Source organism: Pasteurella skyensis, assembly GCF_013377295.1.
In the GTDB taxonomy this organism is placed as follows: domain Bacteria; phylum Pseudomonadota; class Gammaproteobacteria; order Enterobacterales; family Pasteurellaceae; genus Phocoenobacter; species Phocoenobacter skyensis.
In genome coordinates this window covers 1,850,889-1,870,940 of record NZ_CP016180.1, presented here as the reverse complement: position 1 = coordinate 1,870,940, position 20,052 = coordinate 1,850,889, and the positions used below count along the sequence as shown (strand labels likewise).

At 35.5% G+C, this 20,052-nt stretch carries 18 protein-coding genes and 1 pseudogene; 14 read left to right on the top strand and 5 right to left on the bottom strand.

What is annotated here, in order from left to right; genetic code table 11:
- The first annotated feature begins 1 nt into the window (after position 1).
- From A6B44_RS08930 to A6B44_RS08920, 3 genes are read left to right on the top strand one after another with little or no spacing between them, the layout of a single operon-like run.
- Positions 2-1,594 carry a gp53-like domain-containing protein gene (locus tag A6B44_RS08930; protein ID WP_090922090.1) on the top strand — a complete coding sequence of 531 codons (1,593 nt, stop codon included), beginning with the start codon at positions 2-4 and terminating at the stop codon, positions 1,592-1,594.
- A 9-nt stretch (positions 1,595-1,603) separates the two neighbouring features.
- Positions 1,604-2,242, top strand: coding sequence for a DUF4376 domain-containing protein (locus A6B44_RS08925; protein WP_090922088.1), 639 nt, complete (start codon positions 1,604-1,606; stop codon positions 2,240-2,242).
- Positions 2,235-2,681 carry an enoyl-CoA hydratase gene (locus A6B44_RS08920; RefSeq protein WP_090922086.1) on the top strand — a complete coding sequence of 149 codons (447 nt, stop codon included), beginning with the start codon at positions 2,235-2,237 and terminating at the stop codon, positions 2,679-2,681. The genes A6B44_RS08925 and A6B44_RS08920 overlap by 8 nt, the downstream gene beginning before the upstream one ends.
- A gap of 464 nt (positions 2,682-3,145) precedes the next feature.
- Here the strand turns inward: A6B44_RS08920 and A6B44_RS08915 are convergent, their stop codons facing one another.
- Both A6B44_RS08915 and A6B44_RS08910 read right to left on the bottom strand, forming a co-directional pair.
- Positions 3,146-4,312, bottom strand: a complete 1,167-nt coding sequence (locus tag A6B44_RS08915) for an alpha-hydroxy acid oxidase (protein ID WP_090922084.1) — start codon at positions 4,310-4,312, stop codon at positions 3,146-3,148.
- A gap of 122 nt (positions 4,313-4,434) precedes the next feature.
- A complete protein-coding gene (locus A6B44_RS08910) occupies positions 4,435-6,030 on the bottom strand; it encodes an L-lactate permease (RefSeq protein WP_090922082.1) in 1,596 nt (531 codons plus the stop codon).
- Positions 6,031-6,485: 455 nt separating this feature from the next.
- Here A6B44_RS08910 and rnr point away from each other — a divergent pair, with 455 nt between their 5' ends.
- Positions 6,486-8,816 carry a ribonuclease R gene (gene rnr / locus A6B44_RS08905; protein WP_090922080.1) on the top strand — a complete coding sequence of 777 codons (2,331 nt, stop codon included), beginning with the start codon at positions 6,486-6,488 and terminating at the stop codon, positions 8,814-8,816.
- Between the two features lie 131 nt (positions 8,817-8,947).
- On the opposite strand, the gene A6B44_RS08900 is transcribed toward rnr, so the two are convergent.
- A complete protein-coding gene (locus A6B44_RS08900) occupies positions 8,948-10,339 on the bottom strand; it encodes an MATE family efflux transporter (protein ID WP_090922078.1) in 1,392 nt (463 codons plus the stop codon).
- Positions 10,340-10,823: 484 nt separating this feature from the next.
- On the opposite strand from A6B44_RS08900, the gene A6B44_RS08895 reads away from it, so the two are divergent.
- The 6 genes and pseudogenes from A6B44_RS08895 (at position 10,824) to rplI (ending at position 14,728) form a co-directional block, all read left to right on the top strand.
- Positions 10,824-11,057 carry a hypothetical protein gene (locus tag A6B44_RS08895; protein WP_143054818.1) on the top strand — a complete coding sequence of 78 codons (234 nt, stop codon included), beginning with the start codon at positions 10,824-10,826 and terminating at the stop codon, positions 11,055-11,057.
- Positions 11,058-11,099: 42 nt separating this feature from the next.
- A complete protein-coding gene (locus A6B44_RS08890; RefSeq protein WP_090922076.1) occupies positions 11,100-13,202 on the top strand; it encodes a hypothetical protein in 2,103 nt (700 codons plus the stop codon).
- 139 nt (positions 13,203-13,341) lie between these two features.
- Positions 13,342-13,710 carry a 30S ribosomal protein S6 gene (rpsF, locus tag A6B44_RS08885; RefSeq protein ID WP_090922074.1) on the top strand — a complete coding sequence of 123 codons (369 nt, stop codon included), beginning with the start codon at positions 13,342-13,344 and terminating at the stop codon, positions 13,708-13,710.
- A pseudogene (gene priB / locus A6B44_RS08880) lies at positions 13,679-14,060 on the top strand (primosomal replication protein N). Before rpsF ends, priB begins: the two are co-directional and overlap by 32 nt.
- Entirely contained in the window at positions 14,035-14,262 is a 228-nt protein-coding gene (gene rpsR, locus A6B44_RS08875; RefSeq protein WP_005598105.1) for a 30S ribosomal protein S18, read from the top strand. Before priB ends, rpsR begins: the two are co-directional and overlap by 26 nt.
- 16 nt (positions 14,263-14,278) lie before the next feature.
- Positions 14,279-14,728: a 50S ribosomal protein L9 gene (gene rplI / locus A6B44_RS08870; protein ID WP_090922070.1), complete on the top strand. Its 450-nt coding sequence runs from the start codon at positions 14,279-14,281 to the stop codon at positions 14,726-14,728.
- A gap of 91 nt (positions 14,729-14,819) precedes the next feature.
- Here rplI and tsaD read toward each other — a convergent pair whose 3' ends face one another.
- Together tsaD and A6B44_RS08860 are read right to left on the bottom strand one after the other, a co-directional pair.
- Positions 14,820-15,848, bottom strand: coding sequence for a tRNA (adenosine(37)-N6)-threonylcarbamoyltransferase complex transferase subunit TsaD (tsaD, locus tag A6B44_RS08865; RefSeq protein ID WP_090922068.1), 1,029 nt, complete (start codon positions 15,846-15,848; stop codon positions 14,820-14,822).
- A 97-nt stretch (positions 15,849-15,945) separates the two neighbouring features.
- Positions 15,946-16,722, bottom strand: a complete 777-nt coding sequence (locus tag A6B44_RS08860) for an outer membrane protein assembly factor BamD (RefSeq protein ID WP_090922066.1) — start codon at positions 16,720-16,722, stop codon at positions 15,946-15,948.
- Positions 16,723-16,848: 126 nt separating this feature from the next.
- On the opposite strand from A6B44_RS08860, the gene rluD reads away from it, so the two are divergent.
- The 4 genes from rluD (at position 16,849) to A6B44_RS08840 (ending at position 19,960) form a co-directional block, all read left to right on the top strand.
- Positions 16,849-17,826 carry a 23S rRNA pseudouridine(1911/1915/1917) synthase RluD gene (gene rluD / locus A6B44_RS08855; protein ID WP_090922064.1) on the top strand — a complete coding sequence of 326 codons (978 nt, stop codon included), beginning with the start codon at positions 16,849-16,851 and terminating at the stop codon, positions 17,824-17,826.
- Positions 17,827-18,068: 242 nt separating this feature from the next.
- A complete protein-coding gene (locus A6B44_RS08850) occupies positions 18,069-18,407 on the top strand; it encodes an ArsR/SmtB family transcription factor (RefSeq protein WP_218061368.1) in 339 nt (112 codons plus the stop codon).
- Positions 18,408-18,417: 10 nt separating this feature from the next.
- A complete protein-coding gene (locus A6B44_RS08845; protein ID WP_090922062.1) occupies positions 18,418-19,563 on the top strand; it encodes an SO_0444 family Cu/Zn efflux transporter in 1,146 nt (381 codons plus the stop codon).
- Between the two features lie 184 nt (positions 19,564-19,747).
- Entirely contained in the window at positions 19,748-19,960 is a 213-nt protein-coding gene (locus tag A6B44_RS08840) for a hypothetical protein (protein ID WP_090922060.1), read from the top strand.
- Positions 19,961-20,052: the final 92 nt, after the last annotated feature.

The window sequence follows — 20,052 nt, the reverse complement described above, 5'->3', positions numbered from 1 at the left end:
TATGAGTGAAGAAAATAAATTTGAAAGAAAATGGGCTGAGGATAGCGATATTCAAACGCTTACAGATGAGCAGTATAAAGCTGGATGGGATTTTATTGGTGATGAACCGCCGACTGTTGAGCAATTTAATGCTGTTTTGAATGAGATTGATGACAAAGCACATATTGCTTATAACAAAGCAATTACTGCACAAGAAACTGTAGATACAAAGATTGATAACTCTCATAAATCAAGTTCTGTTACTTCAGATAGTGAAGACACAGTTGCAACTTCAAAAGCAGTTAAAACGGCTAATAGTGAAGCAGTGGAAGCAAAAGAATTAGCTGATAGCAAAGTGTCGAAAAACGGCGACACATTTTATGGAAACCTTATTTCAGTTCCTAAAAACAAATCGTTGTGCGGTTCTTATGACCCCACCAAAATAGACCAAATCTGGTCAATGGGAATAGATTATACGGTCTCTGGTGACGGCTCTAACTTCGGTAACTTATATGGGTTGGCATATAAATATAGTTCAACAGAAATGGCAATAGGACATCAGATCATCCTATGTCACGACGGTTCGCCAAGAGTTGCACTGGGTAAAAATATCTGGGCTAAAAACGGAGTCGACATAGAGGGAAACATAAAAAACAGCAAATTTGCAGGCTGGGGTGTATCAATCAATCTATCTGCGCCGACATCTCTCATCAGTAATGGAAAGGTAGGATTGGGGATTCATCAAAATGGAAATATGTATTTTGTTGATGAGAAAAACAAAAAATATTTAGGTTATTTTGATCAAGATGGCTTGACTATAACAGAGAAAATTAAAGCATCAGGCGGCACAATAACAGGTGATTTAACAATATCAAAAGCAAACCCAACAATTAATTTTAATCATAATTCTGATAATGCCGTTGATGTAAGTATTGGTTGCGAGGGTGAGCACTTTTATATTCGTGAACCAGAAGAGGGAGGGAAAGAGTGGTTTAGAATTATTGATGATCAAGGTGCTTACTTGTTCAATCATAAATTGCTAACAGAAAATGATTTCAATATTAAATATATCACAACTGAAAACTTAGACAATATTAAAGTAGCGGGGATATATGCACAAAGAGCAGACTCTCGTGCTACTAGCAGTGGAAACTATCCTGAACAGCAGGCTGGGACTCTTTTCGTAATGCCATCGGCTTACGGTTTTAGACAAGAATACAGAACTTATTCAAGCGGAAGGATATATTCAAGAAACAATAATGCAAGTGGAGGTTGGAAACCGTGGGACTTAATTTTAGGCGATGATTCGTCTAAAAAATCATTACAAAATAACGGTTGGTGCAAACTCGAAAACGGCTTAATTATGCAATGGGGTAAGGCTTTAAATAATAAAGAACACACTAGTGAAACGGTGCAATTTCCAATTCCTTTTAGAAGTGTGTTCTCTGTTACTTCATCAGCACAATTTCCAAACGGTTCTTGGTGGGGGAATATGTCAGCAGGTACGACAATACAAAATATAACTAATGAAAATTTTACTTTTCAAATGCACAGTGACTACGAAGGAAGCGGTGGAACACCCGCATATATAAATTGGATAGCAATAGGAAAATAAGGAAGCATTATGACAAAAGAAAAACAAACAGAACAGTATTATTTTGACAGTGTAAAGAGATTATTTTACCCACTTTCAATGTCTTCAAATTATGGAGATGAGGTTTTTTTTAAAGGAATGAAAATTATAAGTGAAGCAGATTATGTAGCTTTAATTAATAGTGATGGTTTTATCTCATCAGATGAAAACGGTTATCCGATTTTAATTCCTAAAAGACCATCGGAGTATCACGAGTTAATTGATAACAAGTGGATTTTAAATCAAGAAGCAAAAGCAAAAAAACTTAAGAAAGAGCAAAAACAAGCGTGGGAGAATATTAAAAAACACAGAGACAAGTTAAGTCAATCTGGTGTTAAAGTCGGTGATAAATGGTTTCATTCTGATGAAATCTCACATCTACGATTAATGACATTAAAACAGTTGCCCGCACTTCCTGAAAATCTACAGTGGAAAACGATGGACGGCTCTTTTGTGATAATGACGGAAGAACTACTATCTAATGTAATTAATGCTCGTCTCTTGACGGAAATTGCAAACTTCAAAAATGGAGAGCGACATAAAATGCTAATGTTGCAATCAGAAAATCCGCTCGAGTATGACTTTAGTAGTGGGTGGTGCGAAATTTATGAAGAGGTGGACGATGAATAAAATCTATATCGCATTCTACAAGGGTAAAGGAAACCTTATCGATCGCATTGTTCGACTTTTTACGAAAGGCAAATACTCGCACTGCGAACTTGTTGTTAAAAAAACCGAGTTTACAGGCGGTTCACATTATGAAAATGAAACTGTTTACGAATGTTATTCGTCTAGTCCCCGTGACAACGGTGTGCGACGTAAAAATATTAATATCAATTCTGAAAATTGGGATTTAGTACAGTTAGAAAACGTTACAGAACAACAAGTCATAAGTTACTTCCAACAAACGAAAGGTAAAAAATATGACTTACTAGGAGCAATAGGAGTTTGTCTTGGAATTAAAGATGAACGAGAAAAGTACTTTTGTTCTGAATGGTGTTTCAATGTAATTTTTGGAAGTGACGAGGGCTGGCGATTTAGTCCTAATCAACTTTCAGCGCTAGTTTAAGTGTTAAATTACATTGAAGATTGTGAAGCAAATAATCCGCATTTGTCACGTGGTGAAGCTGGAAAGTTTGAAAGCTAATATAAATCAACGTGTTAGTTACACGTTAGACTAGGGTTCAACTCCCCCCAGCTCCACCAGAATATCATTTTTTAACGTTCGCCAACGTTTCATAAAGTATCACAAAGCCAGTTATAACAAGGCTTTGTGCATTTCATAGAGTTTTATAGCGTTTCATTAAATTTCATTACAATCTGCCTTTAATGATCCCTCAAGTGATCCCTCACTTAGAAAAGGGAAAAAACGAGGGATCAATGTTATTTAGTAATAGTATCTAAGTGATTTGTTATTAGTATATTTTGCAAAAAAAGTGTGGAATGTGACCGCTTCAATTTAAGTTAGTATTGAGGATAAAAAATAATGGCCAAAATAGATTATCTTGACCATTATTTTATGTAGGTAAGTGATTATTTCAATAAGAAATTTGGTAAATCTTCTACTTTTTCACAGTTTAGCTGTTCCATTACTTGTTGGAATTCACGTTTTAAGATCCAAGCCGCTTGATCACCACCTTTTGTACCTAATGCACCTGTTCCATACATAAATGGACGACCTAAGAAACAGAAATCTGCACCACTTGCAAGAACACGAGCCATATCTGGGCCATTACGCATACCGCCGTCCATCATAATGGTAATTTTACCTTTGAATTTCTCAACGATAGGACCTAAGGTTGAGATTGAACTTGGACCTGCATCTAGTTGGCGACCACCGTGATTAGACACGATTACACCGTCTAAGCCTAAATCTACACAGGTTTGTACATCTTCAATACTTGCAACACCTTTAATCACGATTTTACCTGGCCAGATTTTTTGGATATCTTTAATACGTTCAACCGTTAATTTACCATCAAAGAAATCGTCCATAAAAATACCTAATTGGCCTAAATCCATACCACTTGGCATATATTTTTCGAGAGTTTTGAAACTTGGCATTCCACGATTTTCAATGCCATTTACTCTTAATGATTCTAACGCCCAAGTTGGGTGTAATGCCGCATTAATGATATTACGTAGCATCATTTTTGGTGGCATACCGAAACCATTGTAAATGTCTTTTGGACGATAGCCGAATGTTGGTACATCTGATAATAAGCAAAGTACACGACAGCCGTTATCCCAAGCACGTTTTAAAATATCTTCACGATATTCTTTGTTTTTTGGATAATAAAGTTGGAACCAGAAGTTACCATTTGTAATTTCAGCACATTCTTCAATAGACATTGTGGTTACTGTTGAAAGCATAAATGGAATATTAAAATCAACAGAAGTTTTCGCAAGAATTTGTGCTGTGTTTGGCCACATTAAAGATTGTAAACCAACAGCAGTAATACCAAATGGCACATCATAAGTTTGACCAAAAAGCTCTTTTTTCAAAGATACTTCTTTTAAATCAGTTAAGTAAGTTGGCATTAACTCGATATCACGAATTTCTTTGGTATTTTTATATACATTTAGATCTTCGTTACAACCTTCTGTTAAATATTCGTAGGCAAATTTTGGCATACGTTTTTTTGATTTAACACGAAGGTGTTCGATACTTGGATAATCTGGATTCATTTGAAAGCTCATAATATTTTCTCTCTTATAAATGAAGGTTGCTTACAATTTGTAAGCAAACCTTTTGTTTTAGTAAATAAAATTTGTAAATTTTTATGTAAATCTAACCGCTTGTTTATATGTTAAAGAGCTATTTATACGTTAAAGAACAGCGGAATAACAAACGAAGCACATAATGCGGCGATAATACCATAAACAACCATTGGAACGATGGTTTTCTTGATAATCACACCTTCTTGTTTATCAATATTCAATACTGAACTTACAGCGATGATGTTGTTAATACAAACCATATTACCCATTGCACCACCAACTGATTGTAATGCAAGCACTAAGGTTGCAGATAATCCAGTAATTTCAGCAGTTGATAATTGTACGCTACCGAAAGTTAAGTTAGATACGGTATTAGAGCCTGAGAAGAATGCACCCACAGCACCTAAATATGATGCGAATAATGTCCAGTATTCACCCGTTGCCGCAGCAAAGCTTTTACCGATAATTTTTACCATTGAACCATCGCCACCAACAAGCATTAATTTAACCATAATTAATGCACCCACTAGGGCTAAGAATGGGTTGCGAGTTTGTTTGAAGCTATCAACAAACACTGTTTTAGTTTTGCTGAAAGACATTGCAAACAGTGGTGCAACTAGTAATACAGTAATAATAAATGGAATAAATGATGGAACATAAAGTGCTTTGTAACCTGCACTAATTGAAGATCCAAAGATATTTTTTAAGCTAAGAATTAAACTTTGGCTAACTTCAAAGTGACCTAATGAGCCTAATTGTACACTAAACCATTCCGTAGAGCTTGTTAGCATTCCTTTGAATGGTAACTGTTTGATACGAGTAATAATTAAGATGAAAATCAACATTCCAGTTGGTAGTAACGCTTTCATTACTTCTGCTCTGGTTACCGCTTTATCATCTAAATTATCTTCTACTTTTTCAAGTCCGAACCCTTTGTGTGCCACGAATACAGAAACTAATAAACCAATTGCACCACCGACTAATGATGGGAACTCATAGTTTACTTGAGCAATTAAGAAGTAAGGGACGACACAAGCAAAAATACTGATATAGACAAATGCAATATTTTTACGGATTTCTTGCCAGCTAACAATCATACGCAATGCCATAATTGGGATAACCATCGCTGCGATTGCGTGAACAATAGACGTCATTGAACCAATTTCTAAGATTTGAGTATCACTTAAATTCATTGGGCCAAAACCAAACCAAGTTGGTGTACCTACTGCACCAAATGATACAGGTACAGAGTTCATCACTAATGCAAGCATTGCTACACGTAATGGAGGGAAACCTAAACCTACTAAGATAGGTGCTGCAATCGCTGCAGGTGTACCAAATCCACTTGCTCCTTCAATCATAAAGGCAAATGCCCAACCGATAATCATAAGTTGAGCAACTGGATTTGGGCTAATATTACCTAGCCATTTACGTAATGTATTGGTTACACCTGATTTTTCAGAGAAACGGTTAAATAAGATTGCTCCAAAAATAACGGTAATTGGTGTTTGAACAGAAATAAGTGCTGAAACAATATTTGCACTAATTGTTGTAATATCTGTTTCAAAGAAAATAAGTTGAATTATCAACACAACAGCAGCAATCCAAGGAAGTGCCACATATGAAGGTAGAGCATTGCGTTTTACCATAAGATAAATTAACAATACGATCGGAAAAATACTAAAGAAAAGAGCCATAAGCTACTCCATTAAAAATTAAGGACTAAATAAACGGTGGTTATTGTAGATTCTTTTGTAAAAAAAATGTAATGAAAAAGTTGGAATTGTGAGGTTGTTCACAAAAAAATAAACTGTTTGAGTAGAAATAGCACAAAGTAAATAAATTTTAAGCGGTAACATTATTGTGAAAATTTGTAAATAATCTTTTATTATTATTACAATTTGGTATATAGTAACCAGAAGTTTATGCAGATAGTGGTAAACAGCAAGATAACACTTCCAATTTTAAATAGGCAGATCAATCATATTTTTGATCATCGCTGTATCATTTTATATCTACAATAATCAATAATATTTCAATTATTCATATGTTGCTATGAGTAACTTAAAATTCCTATGTATAGTAAATTTTTATTATTTATTTTAAGTTATTTGTAAACAAAATATGTTTACTATTACTAAAAGGAACACCTATGCAAGACCCAAATTATCAACAAGAATCTGAAAAATACGATAATCCCGTACCCAGCCGAGAATTTATTTTAGACACCATTCGTCAATACGATGCTCCAATGAGCCGTGAAGAATTGCTTAATGCTTTTAATATCGATGATGAAGAACGAACGGAAGGTGTGCGTCGTCGCTTACGAGCAATGGAAAATTCAGGGCAACTGATTTTTACCAAACGTAAGCGTTATGCGTTACCTGAAAAAATGGATTTACTCAAAGGTACGGTAGTTGGACATCGAGATGGCTACGGTTTTTTAAACGTAGAAGGCGAAGACGATGACTGGTTTATTCCAAATGGACAAATGAGCCGAGTGCTGCACGGTGATTATGTATTAGCTCAACCGAATGGCAGAGATCGTCGTGGGCGTAAAGAAATTCGTATTGTGCGAGTGATTGAAGCACGTAAGAAACAGCTTGTAGGACGCTTTTTCCTAGAATCAGGTGTGGGCTTTGTCGTACCTGATGATAGCCGTATTACCCAAGATATTTTAATCCCAGATGAACACCGCTTAGGGGCGAGAATGGGGCAGATTGTGGTGGTGGAATTAAAAGAACGCACTGCCAGTTTTAAACGCCCAATCGGTGTGATTACTGAAATTTTAGGCGAAAACCTAGCACCGGGAATGGAAATTGAGATCGCCTTGCGAAATCACGATATTCCTTATGAATGGTCAAAAGAAGTTGAAAAACAGGTCGAAAAACTCAAAGAAGACGTGCCAGAAGAAGCAAAATTAGGGCGTGTTGATTTGCGAGAATTACCACTGGTTACTATTGATGGCGAAAGTGCCAGAGATTTTGATGATGCGGTATTCTGTCAAAAAGAAGGCAGCGGCTGGCGTTTGTGGGTGGCGATTGCCGACGTAAGTTATTATGTTCGTCCTAAAACTGCTCTTGATTTAGAGGCAATTCAGCGTGGTAACTCGGTTTACTTCCCAAATCGTGTTGTGCCAATGTTGCCAGAAGTGCTTTCAAATGGACTTTGTTCATTAAATCCACAGGTAGATCGTCTCTGTTTAGTGGCGGAAATGACGGTATCAGAAAAAGGGAAATTAACGGGTTATGAGTTTTATGAAGCCGTAATGAATTCTCACGCACGTTTAACCTATACCAAAGTATGGAAAATGCTACAAGGCGACGAAGACTTACGTGAACGCTACGCACCGCTAGTGCCACATTTAGAAGAATTAAATAATATGTTCAAAGTGCTAACAAAAGCACGTCAAAATCGTGGTGCAATAGAGTTTGATACCATAGAAAGTCAATTTATTTTTAACCCAGAAGGGCGTATTGAACGTATTGAACCGTTAATTCGCAATGACGCCCATAAAATTATCGAAGAGTGTATGATTTTAGCCAATGTTGCGTCGGCAAAATTTATCGAAAAAGCCAATGAACCGTCGTTATACCGTGTTCACGCGTTGCCAAGTGAAGAAAAACTGACAAGTTTTAGAACTTTCTTAAAAGAACACGGGTTATTATTAGATGGGGGTTTAAAGCCAACACCAAAACATTATGCCAAATTATTGGAAAAAGTGCGTAAACGTCCTGATGCTGAGTTAATTCAAACAATGCTGTTACGTTCTTTAAAACAAGCGGTTTATTCTGCGGATAACGTGGGGCATTTTGGATTAGCCTTAACGGAATACGCTCACTTTACTTCGCCAATTCGTCGTTACCCTGACTTATTATTACACCGTGCGATTAAATATTTGGTGGAAAAAGAGAAAGGTAATAAACGTTATTATACTGACGGTGGCGGTTATCATTATAAAATTGATGATATCGATCAATTCGGCGAAAAATGTTCAGCAACGGAACGTCGTGCTGATGATGCAACCCGTGAAGTGGCGGATTGGCTGAAATGCGAATATATGCAGGATCACATCGGTGAAGAGTTTGAAGGCGTGATTACTAGCGTAACTGGTTTTGGGTTATTCGTAAAAATTACCGAATTGATGATCGATGGTTTAGTACATATTTCCACCTTAGATAATGATTATTACCGTTATGATGCTGATCGTCAGCGTCTAGTTGGCGGAAGCGGAATTATTTATCGTTTAGGGGATCAAGTGAAAATCAAGGTCGCTGGTGTAAATTTGGATGATAAAAAAATTGATTTTGTCCTACTTGATTCAAAAGGTCGTTCATTGGGGGATGGCAAAGCTAAAAAGCCGACCAAGAAGAAACCAAAAAGTAAAACTAAAAAAGCTGTTTTCAAAGAAACTTCAACGGTAAAAACGAAGAAGAAAAAAACAAAGAAAATTGCAAAAAGTCGTAAGAAAAAGACCGCTTAAAAATAAGCTGTAGTCAAAAAAAGAGCAACTTAAGTTTGCTCTTTTTTATAGCGGTAGGGTTCTGATAAAAATTTACCAAATGTAGCCACTTAATAATGTTTTTTATTAATACGGTACTTGAAATTATGTCATTATTTAATTTTTTCTAGTCTTTCAATCAATTCATTTTCAGGGATTTGGTGAATTTTATATACTTGATAAAAAAGCAATATAGCAACCACTACAAGAGAAATACAAAATATAAACCAAAAGCCTTTTGCTGCCATTGGTTCAACAATCCAATCTGTACGAGAGAGAATATACCCAAAGGGTATGCCTATCCCCCAGTAACAAAACATTGTTATAAAAGTAATAGGTTTAGTGTATTTATAGCCTCTTAAAATACCATTACATACTGCTTGTACTGCATCAGGTAATTGAAAAATCGCTACAAAAATTAATAATGATGATGCTATCGTAATGGACACTTCATTTTGTGTAAAAATATGTGGAATAAAATGTCTAAACAAGATAAGAACAATCGCTGTAATAATCGCAAAAAATAGCACTGTACCGATGGCATAATAACTTAAATATTTTGCTTCTTTAACGTTTTTTTGTCCTAATGCTTGACCAATCATAATGCTTATGCCAATTCCCAAAGAAAGGGGAATCATAAATAGAAATGAACTTGTTTGCATAGCAACCTGATGGCTTGCAACAACTTGAGAGCCTAGTGGAGAAAGTAAAAGAGCTGAGATTGAGAAAAGCATTACTTCGATAAATGTTGCAAAACCAATAGGTAAGCCTAACCGAGTAATTTTACACAAAGTTTCTTTTTTGGGGCGTTCAAATACAGGATTGAAAAGCTCAATATCTTTTTGAGTTGTTGTCGTTTTACAATAAGATAGTAGCATTAAAAACATTGACCAGTTTATAATTGCCGTTGCGACACCACAACCTACGGCACCTAATTCAGGTAAACCAAATTTACCAAAAATAAAAATATAATTTAGAACAATATTTAGTAGTAGTCCAATGAACGTAATAAACATTGCTGGTTTGGTGGTGGATAACCCATCATTTAAACAACGTAAATTTACCATCAACAATGCAGGAATAATTCCCATCGCCATTATAGTTAAATATTGCTGGGATTTAAGTGAAAATTCAGCAGGTGCTTCCATAAAATCTAAAATCCAATGGCTATTGGTAAAAATTATGATTAGAGGGATACTTAATGTAAACACAATCCAATGACCTTGACGAACTTGATGTGCGATGAGTTCACGTTGTCCTGAGCCGTTCAGATATGAAACAATAGGTGTGATTGCATAAATTACGCCAATCACAAAAAGAAAAAGAGGGAAGTAGATGGAGTTACTCACCGCCAGTGCGGAAACATCATTATCACTCACTAATCCTGCCATAATAATATCAGACAATCCCATTCCAGACATTGAAAGCTGGGCGATAAAAATAGGGGTGGATAGTTTAAATAGTTTTTGGATATTTTCTAAATAATGTTGGCGATTAAAATTCATATTTGTCCTAATGTATTTGATTACTAGATTATACTCGACAAGCGGTCAGATATACTAAATTTTTTGCAAAATTTTAGATTTTAAAAATGGTAAATTAATTTGAAATACATTTTTGTGGTAATTTTTTAATTCTGATATAGTTATATTTAAAGATGAGGTTAGTTTAAGCGGTCACTTAGTGGAATAAATTTGCAAATTTTGATTACAATGTTACCGCTTAAAATGAGCGAAGGAGTAAATATGTTTGGAATTCAAGATATGATTGCAATAATAGTTTGTGGTATTTTAATTGCGATGTTATTAAGTTATTTTATAAAATATAAAATATAAAATATAAAATATAAAATATAAAAACAAATTAAAAAGTCTTAGTAACCCTGTTCGTACTCTTAATGAACAAGAGAAGAAACATATTACACCACAGTTAAAAGGTTATAGTTTATTCCTAGTTTCAGATAAGGTTTATCAGCTTAATGAAGATGAAGTGATTTTGACTATATTTAGTTCCTCAGAAGTAAAAGCAAGAACAATTAATGGATTAAATGTTATGTTTCCTGCTTCTATAGAGGATATTATCTTAAAAGAGGGAAATACTTTTGAATATATAGTGGCTCGTTTGGGATTTGTACTTTATGCCATTGTCATTACTGTTAATGGTCATTGTTTATTAAAACCTAATATGACCTTATGGGATTCTAAACCAGAAACCAAGATATGAAGGTACTCACAATAAAAGTAAGAGAAAAAAGGATAAATAAAAATGTATGAAATCCAAGCTGTTATTGCCATAGTTATCTGCTTTATTGCCCTTTCGGTGATTTTGTATTATTTCTTGGAAAATTTAAAAAGTCGTAACAGATTAAAAAATCTGAGTAATCCTATCCGTACGCTCAGTGATCAAGAGAAAAAATACCTTGCCCCTCATTTGAATATCAACAAGTTATCCTTAGTTTCCGATAACGTTTATCAGCTTGATAATGCAAAAGTAGCGTTCAGTGTATTAAAAATTCGAGGTGTTCCCTATATAACCTTAAAAGCAGATGATTTAACTATTGCTTTTCCTTATCCTTTGGAAGAGCTTTTAGAAGATGAAAATACTATCGAATTTGTTGTAACTAAGATCGGTTTTTCACTAAGTGCAATGGCAATTTCTGTTAATGAGGAAAGCTTTTTAGAACCCAATATGACCTTGTGGGATTCTCATCCTGAAGCCAAAATACAAGGTAGTCGTAATGAAAGCAAAACAGAATATCGTTATAGACATAGCGAAGTCTTTTATGGTTGGGGAGCAAGCTACTTTCTATTAGCATTGATCTTTTGTTTTGTGGCGACTTTTATGGAAGCTCCATTATGGTTTGCTCTTTTTATGTCGTTAAGTGGCATTGCAACACTATTAATGCTTTTTAAAGTAATGCAGCAAAAAATTAAACTATCATCAGTACGAGAAGTAAAAAGAATACGTGGGAAATTTATTTCATTACCTGCTCGAAGTCTTGCAAATGCAGGTATTTTTATTTTTGGCTTTTTTGTAGGAATAAATTATCCCATTACTATTATTAAAGAAAAATTAGCAGCCAAAAAGGATGATGAGTCTGATGAACTATCTGAAATATTTGGTGAAACCGTAGAGGCAGAAGTTATATTTAATGAGCAAAAGAAACGCTACACTGCTGTGACATTAGCAGATAAGGTTTCTATTGATGAAATCTATCAAGATCATACACCACGTCCCAAAGTTCGTTTGGTTTTATATAGTGTGATTGCGATCATTTTTGCCATCGCTTTAAATGTTCACACCTCTTCGTTATCTGAAAATATCGCTTATGTCGATCATCATTTTCTTAAGTTTAATCATAAAACAATTACTCAACCTGAAGAATTATTAAAAGAGCCAGTTCAAATGGGAAACATTATTCAATTTAAAGATGTGGATAACTTAGATGTGGAGTTAGAAAAAGTCGGTGAGTATGGTAGAGATAGAGTAAATGATGATGTTATTCGTTTACTTGCAAATGAGCGCTTACAATTACCAAAAGAATCTGAAGTGTTGAATACCTTAGCAAAAGAATATTTTTTCAAAACAGATCAGCGACGTCATTTTTTACGTAGTATTTATTTGGCAAGTAGAGAAGCTGCCGTTAATGATATAGAAAAGCAGAAAAAGAATAGAGAAGAAGATCGGGCGATACTTTTAAATTACACAGGTTCACCACTAGTGGTGAAAATTTTAAATGCAAATGAGTTTGTGTCATTACTTGATAAAGCGTGCCAAGAGTCAGTATCTATTTCTTGTGATAGGTTATACCGAGAATTAACTGAAATTTACGCCACTCCACAAAATCTCTTTTTTGCAGGGCTCTATCAACAATATAAAGATAAAAAGTTGCCTGTTGCAGAATTTAAAAAACAGCTACAGAGTGAGCGATTTTTAATAATGAAAGAGAGTGCGGCACGTTTAATTTCAAGAGTAAGAAACTGGGCTGAGTCGAATATTTCTAATAAACAAAGAGTGGATAATATTGAAAATTTACATAAAAATCGTGGTGGTGTGATTATTCAAAAGGTGGATATTTTAGATAAAATCGTACCACATAATTTTTACAACAGTGTTTTTGAAAATATTCAAAAAGCACAATCTGCCAAAGGTACTATTTCAGGGGTTGTGAGTAGTGTTTCTTCAACGGCAAAGGGTACATTAAAGATTAATCTTATTGAACCAAATGAAACGCAAAGCCGTATATCTTTGGCGGTTTTATTTGGTGATATATTGATTTTACTGGTCTTTTTAATGGTATTGATAAGTTATATTTTCCCAGTGAGATACCCAAAATCAAAACAAACAAGCGGTCAGTTAGTGAGTTAAATTTGCAAATTTTTTACTTGTGAAAAAAGAAATAATCCGTATAATATCGCCTTCAGTCACACTTTTATTTTTTTATCCTTGCTTTCGAAAGCGTTGTGACTGGGCTATCTCGAAGGCTGATTAACCCGTAAGGATCAATATGCGTCACTACGAAATCGTTTTTATGGTTCATCCGGACCAAAGCGAACAAGTACCAGGTATGATCGAACGTTATACTACTTCTATTAAAGAAGCAAATGGTCAAGTTCATCGCTTAGAAGATTGGGGTCGTCGTCAATTAGCGTACCCGATTAATAAACTACACAAAGCACACTACGTGTTAATGAATGTAGAAGCGCCTCAAACAGTAATCGACGAGCTAGAAACAAACTTCCGTTTTAATGATGCCGTTCTTCGTAACGTTGTCATTCGTACTAAGCACGCCGTAACAGAAGTATCTCCAATGGCTAAAGCGAAAGATGAGCGTAAGGCTCCTGATGCTAAAGCAGAAGAAGGTGCAGGCGAGTAAGTTGTTTATTGAGAATTGTTTAGTGCTCACTGGCAATGTTGCTACAGCAGTGAAACAAAACTTAAGTCCAGCAAAAATTCCGACTTACAGTTTTTATTTAGAACATCGTTCTAATCGAACAGAAGTTAATTTACAACGCCAAGTGTGGTGTAAAATAAAGGTGGTATTAGCTGGCGAACAATTTAGTACACAAACAAAACATATTACGGTCGGTTGTAAAGTGAGAATTAAAGGTTTTGTCCATACTCACAAAGACTATAACGGTTTAAACCAGTTAGTTTTACATACCGAGCAAATTGAATTTATAGATTAGGAGAAGCCAAAATGGCACGTTATTTCCGTCGTCGTAAGTTCTGCCGTTTTACAGCGGAAAATGTTGTTGAAATCGATTACAAAGATATCGCTACATTAAAGAACTACATTTCAGAAAGCGGCAAAATTGTACCAAGCCGCATCACTGGTACTCGTGCGAAGTATCAACGTCAACTAGCACGTGCAATCAAACGCGCACGTTACCTTGCGTTGTTACCATACACTGACAATCATCAGTAAGAAGAGGAATCAGTAAATGCAAGTTATTTTATTAGACAAAATTGCTCACCTCGGTGGCGTGGGCGATCAAGTAAATGTTAAATCAGGTTTTGCTCGTAACTACTTAATCCCTCAAGGTAAAGCAGTTATGGCAACCAAAGCAAACATTGAATATTTTGAAGCTCGTCGTGCAGAATTAGAAGCTAAAGCAGCTGCAGTATTAGCAGCAGCACAAGCTCGAGCAGATCAAATGAATGCATTAGAAGCAATTACAATTGCATCTAACGCTGGTGAAGATGGTCGTTTATTCGGTTCAATCGGTGCTCGTGATATTGCAGATGCAGTATCTAAAGCAGGTGTTGAATTAGCGAAAAGTGAAGTGCGTTTAGGCGCAGGTCCTCTTCGTGCTTTAGGCGAATACACTGTTAAAGTTCAACTTCACGCAGAAGTTGCTTCACAAGTCACTATCGTGGTTGTTGCAGAGTAAAATCATAATCTTTAACGATTAAATAAAACCGCTTAGCAAGAGTTAAGCGGTTTTTTGTTTTTATGTATTTCTTTGAGATAAAGGAAATGCTTTATATTTTATTTAATTCCATCATTGCCCAGCGTGGTTTAACCGTAATGCTTAAATCGCTTTGTTCTCCATTTTTAAGACGTAAAAATCCCGCATAAGCAATCATTGCTCCATTATCGGTACAAAAAGCAGGACGAGGATAAAAAACGTCACCTCTTTGTTTTTTCATCAATTCTGCAAGGTTATGACGAAGTTGCTTATTTGCACTCACTCCACCAGCAACCACCAAACGTTTATAACCAGTTTGTTTTAATGCTCGACGACACTTTATCATTAAAGTATCGACAACAGCATCTTGAAACGCATAAGCAATATCACAACGAGTTTGTTTATCTAATGTGTCTTGTTGAGCTATTTGTTTATTGATTTCATTAGCCGTAGCTGTTTTTAAGCCTGAAAAACTAAAATCTAATCCTGGTCTGTCGGTCATTGGGCGAGGAAATTTAAAGCGTTCAGGATTACCTTGTTCAGCTAATTTGGATAATGCCACACCAGCAGGGTAGTCTAACCCTAATAATTTTCCTGTTTTGTCAAAGGCTTCACCCGCAGCATCATCAATAGATTCTCCAAGTAACTCATAACTTCCCACATTCTCAACCTTGATCAGTTGAGTATGTCCACCAGAGACCAAGAGCGCAATAAATGGAAATTCAGGAGGAGTTTCTTCTAGCATTGGTGCAAGTAAATGCCCTTCCATATGGTGTACACCTAGAGCAGGGATATTCCATGCATAAGCGAGAGAACGAGCAATAGTTGAACCTACTAGCAATGCACCCACTAATCCTGGCCCTGCGGTATAAGCAATACCATCAATATCTTTTGCCGTCAGATGTGCTTCATTAAGAGCGGCTTGAATTAAGGGAAGTGTTTTACGAATATGATCTCGAGAAGCAAGCTCAGGTACAACACCACCATAATCTGCGTGCATCTCAATTTGGCTATAAAGTTGATTAGCAATTAAGCCGTTGTGTTCATCATAAATTGCGATGCCCGTTTCATCACAAGACGTTTCAATTCCTAAAATTCGCATTATTCTATTTATTCCTAAAAAATAAATCCCTTCCCTATATAAAAGGGAAGGGGAGAAGGGGAAAAATTTTTGTAAAAAAATGTAATGATCTTACCGCTTAAAATTGCTCACCATATTCTGGTTTTTTAACATTATCAAATTTTTGTTGCTGGGTTGCTCTGATCAAGTCTGCGGTTTTTTGAGCTGAATCGTGAATTCCCATTTTTTCAAAGGCTTTTTGTAAATAAGGTAACGCTTCTGACGTTGCTTTGCAATTTGGATAATAGCGAATCATTTCTTCAACTCTATTAACGATTGCAACGTAAGCATCTCTTTGGTCATAATATTTTACAATTTCAAATTCATGTTCTGCTAAGCGATTTTTTAAATATAGCATCCACTGTCTTGATTTTGCTACATATTTACTTTGAGGGAAGTTATCTGAAATAACTTTAAAGTTGCCATAGGCATTACGAATATTTTTTACTGCACGAGAGGCTCGATTTACTTTGAAGAAATCTTGAATAAAATTATCTCCTAAGCGTACATTCGATAAACCAACAAGATAATATACATAATCCATATTTACACTTTGTGGATTATTACGTACAAAACGTTCTGCAACAGCGATCACCTTATAGTATTCGCTTGTTTTATAATAAGAGTACATTAAATTTAATTGTATCTGCTCACTTTGAGAGCTGTGTTTGAAACGACCATCGATGGCTTCTAAATAACGAATGGCAGAGCTATAATCCTCTTCTTGCACATAAGTTTGTGCTTTGTTATAAAGATTTTGATAAGGAAGGGTTTCAATATCCTTTTTGGAACTAGAACAAGCAGTCAGTAGAATGGCTGCTAAGATAACAGAAACAAATGATTTTAATTGATGCATAATAAATTTTACCTAAAGTTTTAATGTATAATGTCGATTAGACTTGCTATTATTGGCTAAGTTCATTAGCCTATTTTATAGAACATCACTGAATAAGAAAACCATAAATTGGAAATTAATACTTAAATGGCTCAAGAAATTACCTTAAAAACAGAAATTTCAGCAGAACTTATCGGTTCTCGCTTAGATCAAGCACTTGCTCAAAGCTTTCCTGATTATTCACGCTCTCGTTTGAAAGTGTGGATTGATAATGATCGTGTGAAAGTAAACGGTAAAGTTGTCAATAAAGCACGTGAAAAAGTGTTGGGTGGTGAGGAAATAGAAATTCTTGCGGAACTCGAAGATGAAGTACGCTTTGAAGCACAAAATATTGCACTGGATATTGTTTATGAAGATGATGATATTTTAGTTATCAATAAACCTAAAGGTTTTGTTGTTCACCCAGGTGCAGGTAACCCAGATGGGACAGTTCTAAATGCGTTATTACATCATTATCCTGCCATTATTGAAGTGCCTCGTGCAGGTATTGTACATCGTTTAGATAAAGATACAACAGGGTTAATGGTGGTTGCGAAAACCATTCCTGCACAAACACATTTAGTCGCAGCATTACAGAAACGTCGAATTACACGTGAATATGAGGCAATTGCCAGTGGAGTAATGACTCAAGGGGGAAAAGTAGACGAACCAATGGCACGTCATCCAACCAAACGCATTGCAATGGCAGTCCATCCAATGGGAAAACCTGCTGTTACTCATTATCGGATTATGCAAAAATTCCGCAATCATACACGTTTACGTTTACGTTTAGAAACTGGTCGTACTCACCAAATTCGTGTGCATATGGCACATATTGCTCATCCATTACTGGGTGATCAAGTATATGGAGGTCGTCCACGTCCACCTAAAGGGGCAAGTGAAAAATTTTTGAATGTGCTACGTAATTTTCATCGACAAGCACTTCACGCTACTATGCTTCGGCTAGAGCACCCAATCACAAAAGAAATAATGGAGTGGCATGCTCCGTTGCCTGATGACTTTGTTGAATTGGTGGAGGTGTTAAAAGAGGATTATGAATTGTATAAAGAGGATTTGAATTATTAATTTTTCTCATTCCAGCCTACTGTTATAACGATAAAACAACGAACAGATAAAAACTCGTTAGATCTTTGAAATAAAGAATTAACGAGTTTTTTTATGCTTTATTTATGATGGAGCGGTACGATATTGACCAAAATTTGCAAATTTTATTTATACAATGATTGAAAAACAGTTTGACTTTTATAATCTGTCATTCTATGATTCATTAGATTGATAGAATAATTTAGCTTAAAATTAGGTAGTATATGACTAAAAGTAACATTACAAAACAGCCTGACTCACTCACGCTCGAACGAGCGGCAATGATGTTTAATGCTTTAGGCGATCCTGCTCGTCTTAATTTATTACTCCATTTAAGACAGGGAGAACGTTGTGTTAATGAACTTGCTGAGTTAGAAAACGCAAAAGTGGGTAGCATTTCCGCACGCTTGAAAACTTTATATCAATCTCATCTTGTTCAAAAGCGACGAGATGCAAAATATGTTTATTATTCACTTGCTGATCGTCATATTGCAGAGTTGTTAGACAATATGCTAAGTCATGCAAATGAATGTATTTATGCCACTATTCATCAATCCAAATAAGGGGAAGAGAATGAATACTCTTACACATTTTATACAAAATTTCTTTATGTTAGTTTTTGAATCTGCTCCGTGGTTATTGATGGGTTTTTTACTTTCAGGATTAATTAAAGTAATGGTTCCCTCTGATTTTTTACATAAACATTTAGGTAAAAAAACGACGGGATCAGTAGTGAAAGGAGCGTTAATTGGAGCACCGCTACCATTATGTTCTTGTAGTGTTATTCCTGTTGCACTTGGTATACGCCGAGCAGGAGCATCTAAAGCTTCAACTACTTCTTTTTTAATTGCAAGCCCAGAGACAGGGTTAGACTCTATTGCAATTACTTATGCTCTATTGGGACCTTTGATGACGGTTATACGTCCTATTGCTACGGTAACTACAGCTATCTTAACAGGTTTGATGGTTATGTTTGTAGAAAAGAAAGAGTCTGAAACAGAAAAAAGGGTAGCGGAGGAGCATCAGGATTCACACCAACACAGTGAGTCTCCTTGCTGTAGTCATAAAAAAGTCGAGACAACGGATTGTTGTAGTCATCAAGAAGCAGAGCAGCAAAAAAGTTGTTGCTCTTCTGAACATAAACAATCAGCGGTTTCACCGTCATTTTTATCCAAAGTATCTCGCTGGTTTCAGTTTAGTTTTATCGATTTAATCAATGATACTGCACTCTGGTTACTTGTAGGACTCATTATTTCTGCGGGAATTATCACGTGGATTCCAGCCGAATTTTTAGAAACTTGGGGATCTAGTTCTTATGCTTATCTTATTATGGCACTAATAGGTGTGCCAATGTATATCTGTGCTACATCCAGTACGCCGCTAGCTGTTGGATTATTATTTGCAGGCGTTTCTCCTGGCGCAATTTTAGTGTTCTTATTAGCGGGTCCTGCAACCAATATTGCGACACTGGCGATTGTAAAAAAAGAGTTAGGTAAAAAAGTCCTTGCTGTTTATTTAAGTTGCTTAATCTCACTTAGCTTTGTATTTGGCTGGATTACAGATTATTTAGCTGACTTTTTCCACGTAGGTTTAGAAAAACAAGGAATGCAAGCCCATTCAATGCAAATGACACCTCTATCTGTTGTGTGTGGTTTGGTTTTACTTCTTTTGATGTCCTATGTGCTATATTTTAGAAAATATTTAAAGAAAAAATCTTAATGACAGAGTGGATACCATAAGAAAATTTTAGCTATTATTTCTAATGGTATCTATAATATCTCAAGTAGAGATTGACATAATAAGTTGCTTTATTAGAGTTGTTAGAGTTAGTGTTAAGCTTGCTAAGTTGTAAATAATTAAATTTAAAAGAATATTAAACATGGGCGGACTAATAATATTCATCATGATGATGGTTACAAGAGCGCTATTTGATCTAGTTGCATTTCCTTTTCGTGCATTACAACGTTTTGCATATGAAAATCCTCTTCGTACGGCAAGAGTGGTGATAGGAATGATAGTGTCAGCTTTATTGGTGTTTTTATTTGAACTTCCATACTCAATTGAACTCACTTTGGGTAGTGGTTTTTTGTCACTATTACTGGGCGAGGTGATTTAAATTGGAAGTGATTTTACTTATATTTTTCATATACTTATTGATAACTACTGGAGCAACAGTGCTGCGTGTTACAGGGTATGTAATCTCCAACA

What these genes read in the sequence shown, in the direction of transcription:
- rnr (WP_090922080.1), top strand. Translation starts at nt 6,486, where the DNA reads ATGCAAGACCCAAATTATCAACAAGAATCTGAAAAATACGATAATCCC.
- A6B44_RS08900 (WP_090922078.1), bottom strand. Translation starts at nt 10,339, where the DNA reads ATGAATTTTAATCGCCAACATTATTTAGAAAATATCCAAAAACTATTT.
- rpsR (WP_005598105.1), top strand. Translation starts at nt 14,035, where the DNA reads ATGGCACGTTATTTCCGTCGTCGTAAGTTCTGCCGTTTTACAGCGGAA.
- tsaD (WP_090922068.1), bottom strand. Translation starts at nt 15,848, where the DNA reads ATGCGAATTTTAGGAATTGAAACGTCTTGTGATGAAACGGGCATCGCA.
- A6B44_RS08890 (WP_090922076.1), top strand. Translation starts at nt 11,100, where the DNA reads ATGTATGAAATCCAAGCTGTTATTGCCATAGTTATCTGCTTTATTGCC.
- A6B44_RS08920 (WP_090922086.1), top strand. Translation starts at nt 2,235, where the DNA reads ATGAATAAAATCTATATCGCATTCTACAAGGGTAAAGGAAACCTTATC.
- A6B44_RS08925 (WP_090922088.1), top strand. Translation starts at nt 1,604, where the DNA reads ATGACAAAAGAAAAACAAACAGAACAGTATTATTTTGACAGTGTAAAG.
- A6B44_RS08910 (WP_090922082.1), bottom strand. Translation starts at nt 6,030, where the DNA reads ATGGCTCTTTTCTTTAGTATTTTTCCGATCGTATTGTTAATTTATCTT.
- A6B44_RS08860 (WP_090922066.1), bottom strand. Translation starts at nt 16,722, where the DNA reads ATGCATCAATTAAAATCATTTGTTTCTGTTATCTTAGCAGCCATTCTA.
- rluD (WP_090922064.1), top strand. Translation starts at nt 16,849, where the DNA reads ATGGCTCAAGAAATTACCTTAAAAACAGAAATTTCAGCAGAACTTATC.
- A6B44_RS08845 (WP_090922062.1), top strand. Translation starts at nt 18,418, where the DNA reads ATGAATACTCTTACACATTTTATACAAAATTTCTTTATGTTAGTTTTT.
- A6B44_RS08850 (WP_218061368.1), top strand. Translation starts at nt 18,069, where the DNA reads ATGACTAAAAGTAACATTACAAAACAGCCTGACTCACTCACGCTCGAA.
- rplI (WP_090922070.1), top strand. Translation starts at nt 14,279, where the DNA reads ATGCAAGTTATTTTATTAGACAAAATTGCTCACCTCGGTGGCGTGGGC.
- rpsF (WP_090922074.1), top strand. Translation starts at nt 13,342, where the DNA reads ATGCGTCACTACGAAATCGTTTTTATGGTTCATCCGGACCAAAGCGAA.
- A6B44_RS08915 (WP_090922084.1), bottom strand. Translation starts at nt 4,312, where the DNA reads ATGAGCTTTCAAATGAATCCAGATTATCCAAGTATCGAACACCTTCGT.
- A6B44_RS08840 (WP_090922060.1), top strand. Translation starts at nt 19,748, where the DNA reads ATGATGATGGTTACAAGAGCGCTATTTGATCTAGTTGCATTTCCTTTT.
- A6B44_RS08930 (WP_090922090.1), top strand. Translation starts at nt 2, where the DNA reads ATGAGTGAAGAAAATAAATTTGAAAGAAAATGGGCTGAGGATAGCGAT.